The organism is Sphingobacterium sp. KH_072 (genome assembly GCF_057837975.1).
Window position 1 is genome coordinate 2,787,438 of record NZ_CM174457.1, and the last position, 13,017, is coordinate 2,800,454.

Here is a 13,017-nt window from a genome sequence, read left to right on the forward strand (position 1 = left end):
GAATGTGAATCCCACTGGTCTACCTATCACAAAGTTGTGAAATAATCATGTCAAAAATCTGCCGTTTTAGCTCAAAAACGTTTAAAATTGTCTCACAGATACCGCATCGGATCGGGTTATGTATTACGTTGCTCTATTTTTTTTTGAGCACAAACGCTGCCATTGCACAGATTTATTTCAATAATTTTCAAGTCGCTAATGGATTGTCTAACAATGCCGTGCTGTGTAGTGCGCAAGATCAGGATGGATTTTTGTGGTTTGGTACGCGGCACGGGCTCAATCGTTTTGATGGTTATAATTTTAAAACCTACTATGCCAATCCCACCAACGATATGGACTTAGGCAGCAATTTCATTCACAGCCTTTGTGTAGCCGATAATAAAGAAATCTGGGTAGGCACCGATCAAGGTTTGTATATCTTCGATCCCTATCGGCAGACCTTTTCCTTACTGTCCGAAACGATCACCAAAGAGATTGTCCAAATTCAGAAAGATCGTATTGGCGATATGTGGTTTATCGCCAACAATGAATTATTTCACTACAGTGTGAAACAACGGAAACTAACGTGTAAGGTAAGTCATGTGCAGGACCATATCTCACATTTTTGCATAGATCGCCTCAATAAGATTTGGTATGGCGCTGACGCTAGCATCGTATCACTCCACAGTAAAAAACGGTACGCACTGGAAACCAACCAAAATTGGAATAATCGTATTGAAAAGCTGTATGTGGATGACCAAAATGATATTTGGGTAGGCACTTCCAAGCGCGGCGTATACCACTGGTCGTCCGTCACGCAAAATGTAACCCATGTGATTCCTAGTACCCGAACCAACACACCACTTTTTGTACGCGATATTATAGAAGTAGAGCAGGATCAACTGTGGATCGCTACGGAGATGGGTTTGTTGATCTACGATAAACAAAAGGGCACGTATAGTATTCAGAGGCACGAGAAAGATAATCCGTGGAGTTTGAGCGATAATGCTTTGTACACTATCACCAAGGATCACCAACAAGGCATTTGGGTAGGTACATTTTTCGGTGGATTGAACTACTACCATCGACAGCACAATTTCTTTGAGAAAATATTCCCTCGATATTCTACGAACTCGATCCAAGGACACGCCACCAGAGAAGTGATCGAAGATCAGTATCATAACATTTGGATCGGAACAGAAGATGAAGGATTGACCTGTTGGTCTCCCAAAAGCAATGTTTTTCAAACCTTAGGGCCTGCTTCGGGACTTTCGCACAGCAATGTGCATGGTCTGGCCTTAGTGGGCGATAGTTTGCTAGTCGGCACTTTTTACAAAGGCATGGATGTGGTCGATGTACGCAGCAAACGTGTTATCAAATCGTTCACCATAGCTTCTACCCAAGGCGCGCTAGGGGACGATTTTGTGTATTCAATCTATAGAATTCGGGATGGCCGCGTGTTGATGGCCACTTCCAAAGGACTCTATGAATTCACGCCGGGAACAGACCACATTGAGTACGTTCAGCCTGCGCCAAAGCATGTATTTTACACCTCTATTTTTGAAGATAAGCAAGGATATATTTGGTTGACGACTTGGCGAAATGGTGTTATCAAGCTGGATCTAGCGGAGGGAAAAATGGAACGTTACTGGCACGATCCAAAGGATAAGAATTCACTCAATAGCAATCGGGCAAATCGGGTTTTTCAGGATCACGCGGGACAAATATGGATCGGCACGGAGAGTGGCATTGCGCTTTGGCGCGAAAAAGAAAACAATTTTGAACGTATTACCACCAGAAATGGGCTTCCAAGCAATCTGATTTTGGGCTTTGAGCAAGATGTGCTGCACCATATGTGGATCAGTACCTCGCAAGGTTTGGTGAAAATGGAGTACAATAAGCGCGGTATAGAAACTTTTGACACCGAATTAGGGATCTTGGATCTGCAGTTTAATTATAACTCTTCCTACAAAGACTCTCAGGGATATCTATACTTCGGATCTACCAAGGGGATGATTCGATTCAATCCTCAGGTGTTAAGCGCTTTGTATCGCACCAATATGGTGACTCCCATCTACATTACAGGTATACAATCTCATCAGCGAGAGTTAACAATTGGCGGTGCGCCAGGCGGCCTGACACGATCAATCACCTACGCAGACGCCATTACTTTAGATCACGACGAATCGACGATTAGTATCGATTTTGCCGCCCTTAATTATGTATCTGCGCAGTCTACGTCATATCGCTATCGCCTTCTTGGATTGGATTCGGCTTGGACTTTCTTGCGAAAAAACAACAAAGCCAATTTCACCAAAATTCCAACCGGTCGGTATACCTTTCAGGTATTGGCATGTGATGCCAACGGATTGCCGATTTCGAAAGAGAAACAATTGCAAATCACCATCAGACCACCCTTTTGGGCAAGTCTTCCAGCTTTTGTGTTTTACGGTGTATTTGTCCTCAGCGTTATTAGCTTAGCTATTTATTTTTATGATCGCCATGTGCGAGAGAAAAATAGACGCCGTTTACAGACGATCAAAACGCATAAAGAGCGTGAACTCTACCGGGCAAAGATGGACTTTTTCATGCGGGTCACGCACGAGATCAAAACACCGCTCACTTTGATAAAAGCGCCGTTAGAAAAAATAAATACGCTACCGCATGATGAAAAAACTAGCAAATGGCTGAATACAATCCAGATCAACACGGATAGATTGATTTCTTTGACCGAGCAATTACTCGATTTTCGCAAGGTCGAGAGCGACGAAGTCTCCTTGCATTTGCAACGACACGCCATCGCACCGCTTGTACGGCTCTGCGTACAGGAATTTGAGCCTATTATCGAAAATAGATCCTTAGAGGTCACGCTGCATCTGCAAGAATCGTTGGAAGCCTTTATCGATGTAGAGGTGGTTTATAAAATCATCAACAATCTTTTGTCTAATGCGGTGAAATATGCCGACAATCTCGTTATCATCACTCTACAACAAGAACCGCAAAGCGGTATGTTCGCTTGTACCATCGAAAATGATGGCATTAAACTACAAGCTGCTGATGTATCCGAAATTTTTAAGCCCTTTCACCGATCGAGCTTACATTATCAGGTCAGTGGATCTGGCTTGGGCTTGGCACTAGCGTATTCGTTCACTAATCTACACAGTGGCGAACTATTTTATGAAGACAGTGCCTCACTGCACAATATATTCGTATTGCGTATTCCGCTGGATGCTCGAAAATAGGTTGATCAACCGAACTCATAAAAAAGACCTCGTGGCCGCTGGCCAACGAGGTCTTAACAACAGATAAAATTAAACTATATCTTCTTCCGATTATCGTTCGAATCGGTGTCTATCAATTTATTATTCGGATCTACGCCCACTTCCAACGGCTTGCTATCCAATACAATTTGTATCTTATTATTGATCTGGTCGATCTTGACGCGCTTCATATAAATCGGATTCTCCATATCGTGTTTACCCGATTTCTTCGGCTCTCCAAATACGGCAACATCGACATAATCAAGCAGCGGCAGTGACCTGACTTCGGCCTTATCCACCTTGGCTTTTATCCCAGTGCCAGCAGCATCTTCAAAGCTTTTTTTGCCCTTCGCATCGGTACGGTACTTCGACACTTGAAATTCTATGTCGACCTCATATTTACCATTGGACAATGCCTTAGAACTTACATAAGTAATCTTGTTATCGTACAAGGTGATCGTCTCAAACATGTCTCTTACAGCATATTGCAGCGAATCCGGCACACGATTTTTTAGCAGATCCACAAATTCGAGCGAAGTAGTGTAAGGCGGATATTGAAAGGCTACTGCATCAATGTAGTCGCTCAACAGCGCATTGAAAGGCTTCTCAGCCATCAGGTCACTCAGGGCATACATAGCCAAAGAACCTTTATTGTAATGGATATAAGGCTGATTCTCGTTGTACATCAGCGCATTCTCACCCAATTGCTCTGTTGCGCGACCGCGCAGGTAACTATCTAAAGCTTCTTTAAGAAAGCGGCGCATTTGATGCTTGCCATACGTTTCTTCCAGCACTTTCAGTGAGCTGTATTCTGCCAACGACTCCGACATCATAGTCGCTCCTTTCACGCCTGCGCCGATGACTTGATGCGCCCACCATTGATGTGCAAACTCATGCGCTATGACGCTGTATGGGTAATCAATGCCATTTGGATTATCTTCATCCACCTTGGCAATAAAGCCGATCGCTTCCGAAAAAGGCACCGTATTGGCAAATGCCTGCGCAAATGTGCCATGTGTTTTCGGAAATTCAATCACGCGCAACTGTGTAAACTGATATGGACTAAAGTTAGCTTCATAATATTCTAGCGACTTCTTCATCGAGGCCATCATCCGGTCGAGGTTGTAAGTATGATCACGGTGATAATAAATCTCCAAGTTCACGTCATTCAACGAATCGCGCATGACCTCAAAACGAGCAGAAATCACGGAGTAGAAATTCAGCATTTTATTATCCATCTGATAATGAAAATACCGTCGTCCATCCTCTCCGATCCATTCTTTTTGCAAATAGCCTGGTGCGATCGCAATTTGATCTGCCGAGGTGCTTACCGTCGCTTCAAAATCGATCCAGTCTGCATCGTGCGAGATATAATTATTGCCCAATGCTGCTTCATCCGTTGGATCGGGCATGCGATCTTTAGGCGGCAGTCCGTACTTCGCTCTCACTTTATTGTCAGTGAGTTCCACTCTCGGATCATAGGCGAATGTGGGAAACATAGCGCTATTGAGAAATGTGCCATTGGCCAAGACCGGCGATTTATCTTTGAGAAATGTGTTTGGCTCATTGGCAAAGGAGAACTCCATCTCCATGGTATCCAATGGTTGCAATGGCCGTGCTAACGCATAAATCCGAATGTTGGCGATCGTATCGTTGATGACCGTACTGTTTTCAATAGAAAAATTTTCCGAGGTAATATTGTCGCTATGCGACATAAAAAGCGTGTCAATGGCTTCATTCGTCCTGTTGACGTAACGCATTCGCAAAGCGGCTGTATAATCACGCTCTTCGGGAAAGATATCCATCTTCAGTTTTACATCGATCAGTCGGGGTGCTGCTTTACCAGCATAATGACCGTACTTTTTCTCAATCTCTACCGTTATTTTTTCTTTATCCTGATCAGAAATATAAGGTTCGGCAACATTATTATGATAATAAATGGCATAGCCTAAACCAAGAAATGCGATCGCGGCTAATGTCGTAGGCACGATCAGGCTTGCTTTAGCGCGCTGCCGCAATGTACTGAATCGTCCTTTTAGATTTCCCATCAGTCCACGACGCCAAAACAGCAACGCAAGACCCGCTAATACCACTGAGAACAAAAACCAATACAATCGGTAATAGAAATATCCCCGTAAGCTGCCATAGCCATTCATATCAGAATACTCGTAGCTCGGCGCCATATTGAATTTATAAATGACTTGCTCAATCCCGATTTTAGAAAGAAATGGAAGACCTATGAATAAGATCAAACAGACTATAAATCCGACAAAGTAATTCTTGAAAAAAGAATGTATAAATAGCGCAAATAGTATATATACCACGTATTTTGGCAAATCTAACACGAAAAGCTCCATCAGATAATGGACGATCTCAACGTGGTAAAATCCCTGATAAATCTGATATCCGATGCCGGTCAGCATACTGATAAACAGAATAAGCATAGTCATCTGCACTAAGGCCAATGCCTTAGAAAGAAACAGCACATAATTGGGGATTGCGGTTGAGTCGACCAACAAATCCATTTTTGCCATGCGCGCACGCTGAACTAATATCCCAGAAAAAAGGAAAACTAAAATAACAATAAAGAAGCTATACACCGATCCGATGGTGGAAAGCAACTTCCAAGTCACCGGATACGTTTCTGTTCCCATCAGGCTGCCCACAGATTCGGTTACAATTAGCACCATCAGCACAGCAATCACCATGATCACGATGAAAGTCCAATTGCGCACAATCGCTTTAAGGTCGTACAACGATAAGCGAAATGCTACCGCTAAGCGACTCCAAAAATCATACAACAGACCCACTTTTGGCAAATCGATCTTCGTCACGCTGCCAAAGTTTTCCTTGACCATGCGCGTTCCATCCTTACGTCTCGTAATCTGATGGCCGAGGTGTGAGAAGTTAAATGTACGGTAAACCAATGTTCCGATGACAGCAGCCACGCCGAGCCAAATCAATCGATTGTATAACAGCACACCAGTTATGGGCAAAAAGCGCGTATTTTGCTCTTCTACACTCCAATACTTAGAGTAGTAACTGATTGGATTAAATCCAAATGGATCCAGTAATGCTACGGTATACAGATTATCCATATTCCGAGTCATGTTATCTAGTACCGTTTGTAATACAAAAAGTAGCAGTACAAAGATAAATCCGACGTAAATATTGCGGGAATAGTTGACCACGGCGAACACCATCAAGCCAAACAACACCATATTCGGCACAATCAGTACTAAAAATGCCTGCATATAAGCTAATATATTATTAGGACCCAAAAGCTCATGATTCACATTAGGCATATATTGGCCAACAAAGAAACCCAGCATACAGGCTACTGGAATCAGCAACGTAATGAGTAAGCTACTTAAGAACTTGGCTCCCAGATACGCCGGCTTGGTGAGTGGATAGGAGAACATCACCTGATGTACCTGATATTGATAATCCCGAAACACCGAAGCACCAATAATCGTAGGCAGCAAGAAATATACTAACGTAGAAAATGCATTGAGAAATCCTGCAATGTTGATTGGTGAATTGACAAAAGTGGGGCTCGATGTCGTGACCGTAACACCATCAAACGCACCCAATGATGACATCGTGCTAAACACCGATATAGCAAAAAATAACACGCAGTACACGTAAAAAACGGGATTACGCAGCCAGCGCTTAATTTCGAAAGAGAATATTGTGCTAAACATGCTGGCTGTCTCTTTTTAGTGAAACAAAATACACATCTTCTAAGATCGGTTTGGCAGCGATAAACTGTTCGCTTGGGAGATATTCCGAAAACACGCGAATATTCAAAGAATTATCGCGATTATAACTGGAAGAAATTACATTGTATTGGCTACTGACCGCATCGAAAGTTTCCCGATCGATGTTGCTAGTCCACACCTTGCCTTGTAAGTCATCTTCACCGGATTGCGAACTACCGCGATAGAGCACTTTCCCACCATTAACAATGGCTAGTTCGTGGCACAATTCACGCACATCATCCACGATGTGTGTCGAGAAAATAACGGTATGATTGGTACCAATCTCACGCAGTACATTGAGAAAACGCTGTCGCTCTGCCGGATCAAGTCCTGCTGTTGGCTCGTCTACGATAATGAGTTTTGGATCATTGAGCAGCAATTGCGCAATGCCAAAGCGTTGCTTCATCCCACCGGAGTAACCGCTTACGTTTTTGGATTTCACCTGATACAGGTTAGTGATCTCCAATACTTTTTGCACGATTTTCTTACGATCGGCTCGGCTACTGATACCTTTTAAGTGCGCAAAGTAGTCTAACAAATCTTCGGCCGACATATTAGGATAAACGCCAAATTCTTGCGGAAGATAGCCTAATACACGGCGCAATTGCATCGGATCTTTCAGCACATCAATGTCTCCAAACGAGATTGCGCCAGTATCAGGACGCTGCAACGTAGCAATGGTTCGCATCAACGTGGATTTGCCAGCTCCATTAGGCCCTAGTAATCCAAACATGCCCGGCTTGATATGTAAGTCTACACCATCCAACGCTTTCACGCCATTTTCATATGTTTTAGTCAGGTTATTGATCAATAAATCCATACTGTTAGTTTTTTAAGATATTAGTAGTTAATTGCATCGTTTTGTTACAAAAAAAGGAAGATCCTTTCCGGATCTTCCTTTTACTTATCAGATTCTCTGATGCTTATTTTCTATAATATTTCATCGCCTCCGGAACTAAAGACTCCAATTGGCTAATACGTCGTGCATCGCTAGGGTGTGTACTGAGAAATTCTGGTTGCGATTGACCGGATTTAGCATTTGCCATTCTGCTCCAAAACTGCACCGCTTCATTAGGATCATATCCAGCCAATGCCATGATTATAATACCTGCACGATCTGCCGCCAACTCATCCTGTCTAGAAAAACTCAACATACCTATATTGCCACCAATACCATATACTTGGTTGAATACACCAATACTTTTACTATTGCTGATTTGCGCTGCGCCACCAAGCACTGCTCCACCAAGTTGCAATGCCATTTGGTTAGATATTTGTGCGACAGAGTGTTCTTCGATTGCGTGCGCAATCTCATGCCCCATCACCGTTGCCAAACCAGCTTCTGTTGCTGTTATCGGCAAAATACCGGTATAAACGGCAACTTTACCGCCTGGCATACACCAAGCGTTCACATCTGGGCTTTCCACTAGATTGAATTCCCAATTGAAGTTAAATTTATCCGCAATACCCCTTTCAGTCAAAAATTGATTTGTAGCTGTCGCAATGCGATTACCCACATTTTTCACCATCGTTGCCTGAGCTGTACCAGTCACTACCTTCGAGCTATTGCTTCCTAAGAATTCTTTGTATGCAACAGATGCTTGTTGATTGATGGTTTCTGAATCTACCAACCTCAGGTACTTGCGACCAGTAATGGCTGACGTTGCACAACCGACTAAAACGGCAGATACTAAAGCTAAGGGTATATACTTTATAATTTTTTTCATACTAATAAATGTGTTTAACAAATGCGGGGTTCTGTAGTTCAGTAGAGAAACACAAATGCTATGCCTAAAATTAACCTGACTTCTTTCGAAACAGATATATTTTTGATTCATGTCCTTTTAACAACCGTTCAATATTTTTCTGATGGGTCACTAAGATAAGTGCGCAAATGGCTATTCCGTATAATAAGATAGACGGTACACTGGTTTTGAAAATGAAGGCAATACTAAAAGGAAAAGTAAAACCGGCCATGATCGAACCGAGTGATACATAATGCGTTAATAAAAGAATGACGATAAACACGCTCACGCACATCAGTGCAGCATATAAGTGAATGGCGAGCACCATTCCGAAAAGCGTGGCCACTCCTTTCCCTCCGCGAAAGCCGGCAAAAATGGGAAAAAGATGTCCAATGACGGCAATAACGCCCAAGGCGAGTTGAAAATTAACAAATGTGGAAGCATTCTCATTTCCGATGACCGAAGAATCCAGCAGGTAAGGCAAATTCGTAGCGGTCCATCCTTTCAAGATATCCACAAACATCACGACGGAACCCGCCTTGCCGCCCAATACCCTAAAGGTATTCGTAGCACCTGCGTTGCCGCTGCCATACTCACGTACGTCTACTCCATAGAAAGCTTGTCCAAACCATACCGCAGTGGGTATAGAACCAAAGAGATAAGCCAATATGACGATGCCAGACAGATAAAGGGAAATCATGCTACTAAATTTATTAAATTAATTTGGCTTTCAGACTTAAATCCAAACTCTTTACAGAATGCGTTAGTGCTCCTACGGACACAAAATCTACACCAGCAAGCGCATACGCTCTGATGGTATCGAAAGTTATGCCACCTGAAGATTCCGTAATTAATCTGCCAGCGATCAAATTAACGGCCTTTTGTGTTTCTTCTGGTGTAAAATTATCCAACATCACCCGATCGACTTTGTCTGTAGAACTCAGTACCTCCTTCAACTCGAGCTCATTTCGTACTTCGATTTCTATAGGAATCGTAAGTCCATGCTCCGAACGATATTTGAACGCACTATCCAATGCAGCGGTAATACCACCTGCATAATCGACGTGATTGTCCTTGATCAGGATCATATCGTACAATCCGAAGCGATGATTTGCGCCACCACCAATGCGTACGGCTTCTTTCTCCAAAAAGCGAATGCCTGGAGTGGTCTTGCGTGTATCTAAAACCTGAGTAGAAGTTCCCTGTAATAAGTGAACGTATTCGCATGTACGACTGGCAATGCCCGACATGCGTTGCATCACGTTTAAAAGCAGTCTTTCTATCTTAAGAATGGAATGGATCTTGCCGCGCATATAGAGCACAATATCACCAATAGCGACTTGATCTCCGTCGGAAAGGAGTTTTTCGACCTCTATAGCCGGGTCTATGTAGTGAATAATTTCGATTCCGACCTCCACTCCTGCAAGTATACCCGACTCTTTCACTAGTAATTTGGCTTCGCCAGATTGACTCACAGAAACAGTAGAAAGTGTCGTATGATCTCCTTCACCTATATCCTCCATCATCGCCAACTCCACAAACTGATGCAGTCGTTCCCGAAAATTCCTATCCATATGACCTTGATAATTTAAGCGAATATGGAAAAAATTTGGCTGAATCGAAAGCAATGCATTAAAAATGTTGCCTTATTCTATGCGTAACTCGCCTATTCGTATTTTTTCGTTTTCTATATCAAAGCGCACAAAAACCCGAAATGTACTGGAGGAGGTTACAAATTCGTAGGTTCTATAATTCTGTTTATCATTTTTGACAGGAACGGATTTTACATCCAGCGCTCGATAATTCCTCAAAAATTCTTTCAACACCATTTCCGATTGAAATTTGGAGTAATAACCGGTTTCATTTTTTAGCGTAATGGATACATTGTCGGCAAAATAAGCAGCAATTTTTTTAACATCACCTTCCTTGAGACCCTGATAAATATCCTGTTCGGCATTGCCCAGCATATCGGTCAACATGATAAGCACTAGCGGTAACATAAGTAAAGGCTTCAGCAAAATCATTCAGCCCCCAATTCTTCAAAAAAATACGTAAACATGATGGTAGATAGACAAAATTATGTTCAAACATCTATCAATTTTTATGCCAAGCACTTAAGCCAGTACTATTTACAGTTGGTTCGCTTGTTTTATTTTCATAACAAGTATATTTGTACTAATGAGCTTAAACACAAAAAAGGTAGCACTTTTAATCTTAGATGGATTAGGCTACGGTAAAAATGACGAATCCAATGCGGTCTTGGCTTCCAAAACGCCTTTCTTAGACCAACTATTTGCAACATATCCACACTCCAAATTAGAAGCTTCTGGCGAAGCCGTGGGCTTACCACACGGACAGATGGGCAATTCGGAAGTGGGCCACATGAACCTGGGTGCAGGTCGTGTCGTATACCAAGAGTTGGGAAGAATAAACAAAGCCGTACGCGAAGGTGAATTCAATAGCGATCCTGTGATTCAACAAGCTTTTGAAACCGCAAAAGCCAATCATAAAAATGTACATTTTATCGGCCTAGTATCGGATGGTGGTGTGCACGCACACATCGAACATTTGAAAGGTCTATGCGATGCCGCAAAGCATGCTGGCTTGACCAACGATCAAGTATTTATCCACGCCTTTACCGATGGTCGCGATACCGATCCGAACGGTGGTGTGGGCTATTTGCAGGATTTGCAACAACATTTAACGCATTCGGTTGGCACATTGGCTTCTGCTATTGGTCGCTATTTTGCGATGGACAGAGACAATCGCTGGGAGCGCGTCAAGAAAACATACGATTTATTGGTACACGGTACAGCTACGCTCACCAATGATCTAGTTGCTTCTATCAAAGCATCGTATGCAGAAGGCATCACCGATGAATTTATTGAGCCATTAGTCGTAGCTGGCGCAGATGGCACACCCGTAACGACAATTCAACCAGGCGATGTTGTGATCTGTTTTAACTTCCGTACCGATCGCGGTCGCGAAATCACCATTGCACTTACGCAAGAAGAATTTGCAGAATACGATATGCGACCATTGCCATTACATTATGTGACGCTTACTTCATACGATGACACCTTCAAAGGTGTCGAAGTCGTATTCAGAAAAGACAACCTAACCAATACCTTAGGACAAATATTAGCTGGTGAAGGCAAAACACAGGTTCGTATCGCCGAAACAGAGAAATATCCCCACGTCACTTTCTTCTTCTCTGGCGGACAGGAAGATGCTTTCCCGAATGAAAGCCGTTTACTCGTGCCTTCTCCGAAGGTCGCTACGTATGATTTGCAACCTGAAATGAGCGCACACGGAATTGTTGCCGCGATCACAAACGATATGGATGAAAATCAGCCAGATTTCATCTGTCTAAATTTTGCAAATCCTGATATGGTGGGTCACACCGGTGTATTTGACGCAGTCGTAAAAGCAGTCGAAACGGTAGACCATTGCACCCAACAAGTGGTAGAGAAAGGATTATCAAAAGGTTACTCTTTTATTATTCTCGCCGATCACGGCAACTCAGAATTTATGCTAAATGCAGATGGATCGGTGAATACAGCACATACTACAAACCTAGTGCCTTGTATCTTGATTGATCAACATTATAAGACGATTAACGATGGTAAGCTAGGTGATGTGGCACCCACGGTCTTGCGCTTAATGGATTTACCAATTCCGGAGGAAATGACTGGCAATGTATTGGTATAAAACTAAATCAGTGCTGTACACCGGCGTAACTTTGATCTGCGGCATGCTCCTATTGAGCAGCTGCGGAGAATCTGATGCTGCGAATGCATCAGAACACGATTCTGAATATTACGCGGTGCAATCTTTCTTCAAAAAAGAGGTAGACAGCTTGCAGCATAGTAATCCCACCGTGCAAAAAACGGTAGGAAAAGACGATGACAAGGAAACCAAAACCATCCATATCAATGATTGGAAGGCAGAGTTAGGTGCTTTCTTATCGATAGATCTATCGAAGGCCGCCTATCAGGATATGTATGAGGTGGATAGAACGGCGCAAAAGATTACGTACACCGCCAAATCAGACGAAGTAGATATACAATCGTTATCTATAGACTTTGATCATGCTGGACAAGTATCAGCGATCAGCGTAATTAGAAATGAAAGCAACTTTCTGTATCAGAACAGGGAGCAGCTAGCCTACGTGCGCGGTAAAGAATATAAGATGTCCAAGGAGCAACATATATTGCTTCTGGGCACTAATCACTACCAGATAGTCGGAAATTTCCAATCGGAATAGCCGTA

9 protein-coding genes are annotated in these 13,017 nt (G+C 42.9%); 3 read left to right on the top strand and 6 right to left on the bottom strand.

Annotated elements, in window-relative coordinates:
- The first annotated feature begins 143 nt into the window (after positions 1 to 143).
- Positions 144 to 3,221 (top strand): ligand-binding sensor domain-containing protein, encoded by a 3,078-nt coding sequence (locus tag AC3IRT_RS12575; protein ID WP_489393564.1) that lies wholly within the window; start codon positions 144 to 146, stop codon positions 3,219 to 3,221.
- A gap of 74 nt (positions 3,222 to 3,295) precedes the next feature.
- Here the strand turns inward: AC3IRT_RS12575 and AC3IRT_RS12580 are convergent, their stop codons facing one another.
- The 6 genes from AC3IRT_RS12580 to AC3IRT_RS12605 all read right to left on the bottom strand — a co-directional run bounded on the left by AC3IRT_RS12580 (position 3,296) and on the right by AC3IRT_RS12605 (position 10,745).
- A complete protein-coding gene (locus AC3IRT_RS12580; protein ID WP_489393565.1) occupies positions 3,296 to 6,943 on the bottom strand; it encodes an ABC transporter permease/M1 family aminopeptidase in 3,648 nt (1,215 codons plus the stop codon).
- Positions 6,936 to 7,820, bottom strand: coding sequence for an ABC transporter ATP-binding protein (locus tag AC3IRT_RS12585; RefSeq protein WP_489393566.1), 885 nt, complete (start codon positions 7,818 to 7,820; stop codon positions 6,936 to 6,938). The genes AC3IRT_RS12580 and AC3IRT_RS12585 overlap by 8 nt, the downstream gene beginning before the upstream one ends.
- A gap of 103 nt (positions 7,821 to 7,923) precedes the next feature.
- On the bottom strand, positions 7,924 to 8,727 hold the full coding sequence (locus AC3IRT_RS12590; protein ID WP_489393567.1) for a M48 family metallopeptidase: 804 nt from the start codon (positions 8,725 to 8,727) through the stop codon (positions 7,924 to 7,926).
- Between the two features lie 70 nt (positions 8,728 to 8,797).
- Entirely contained in the window at positions 8,798 to 9,445 is a 648-nt protein-coding gene (gene plsY / locus AC3IRT_RS12595) for a glycerol-3-phosphate 1-O-acyltransferase PlsY (RefSeq protein WP_489393568.1), read from the bottom strand.
- 13 nt (positions 9,446 to 9,458) lie between these two features.
- Positions 9,459 to 10,319, bottom strand: coding sequence for a carboxylating nicotinate-nucleotide diphosphorylase (gene nadC, locus AC3IRT_RS12600; protein WP_489393569.1), 861 nt, complete (start codon positions 10,317 to 10,319; stop codon positions 9,459 to 9,461).
- Between the two features lie 72 nt (positions 10,320 to 10,391).
- The gene (locus tag AC3IRT_RS12605) at positions 10,392 to 10,745 is read right to left on the bottom strand and encodes a DUF4783 domain-containing protein (protein WP_489393570.1); all 354 of its coding nucleotides are present in this window, start codon (positions 10,743 to 10,745) and stop codon (positions 10,392 to 10,394) included.
- 178 nt (positions 10,746 to 10,923) lie between these two features.
- Here AC3IRT_RS12605 and gpmI point away from each other — a divergent pair, with 178 nt between their 5' ends.
- Positions 10,924 to 12,456, top strand: coding sequence for a 2,3-bisphosphoglycerate-independent phosphoglycerate mutase (gene gpmI, locus AC3IRT_RS12610; protein ID WP_489393571.1), 1,533 nt, complete (start codon positions 10,924 to 10,926; stop codon positions 12,454 to 12,456).
- A complete protein-coding gene (locus tag AC3IRT_RS12615) occupies positions 12,443 to 13,012 on the top strand; it encodes a hypothetical protein (RefSeq protein ID WP_489393572.1) in 570 nt (189 codons plus the stop codon). Before gpmI ends, AC3IRT_RS12615 begins: the two co-directional genes overlap by 14 nt.
- The last annotated feature ends 5 nt before the right edge of the window (positions 13,013 to 13,017 follow it).

What these genes read in the sequence shown, in the direction of transcription:
- AC3IRT_RS12580 (WP_489393565.1), bottom strand. Translation starts at nt 6,943, where the DNA reads ATGTTTAGCACAATATTCTCTTTCGAAATTAAGCGCTGGCTGCGTAAT.
- plsY (WP_489393568.1), bottom strand. Translation starts at nt 9,445, where the DNA reads ATGATTTCCCTTTATCTGTCTGGCATCGTCATATTGGCTTATCTCTTT.
- AC3IRT_RS12605 (WP_489393570.1), bottom strand. Translation starts at nt 10,745, where the DNA reads ATGTTACCGCTAGTGCTTATCATGTTGACCGATATGCTGGGCAATGCC.
- AC3IRT_RS12585 (WP_489393566.1), bottom strand. Translation starts at nt 7,820, where the DNA reads ATGGATTTATTGATCAATAACCTGACTAAAACATATGAAAATGGCGTG.
- gpmI (WP_489393571.1), top strand. Translation starts at nt 10,924, where the DNA reads ATGAGCTTAAACACAAAAAAGGTAGCACTTTTAATCTTAGATGGATTA.
- AC3IRT_RS12615 (WP_489393572.1), top strand. Translation starts at nt 12,443, where the DNA reads ATGTATTGGTATAAAACTAAATCAGTGCTGTACACCGGCGTAACTTTG.
- AC3IRT_RS12590 (WP_489393567.1), bottom strand. Translation starts at nt 8,727, where the DNA reads ATGAAAAAAATTATAAAGTATATACCCTTAGCTTTAGTATCTGCCGTT.
- nadC (WP_489393569.1), bottom strand. Translation starts at nt 10,319, where the DNA reads ATGGATAGGAATTTTCGGGAACGACTGCATCAGTTTGTGGAGTTGGCG.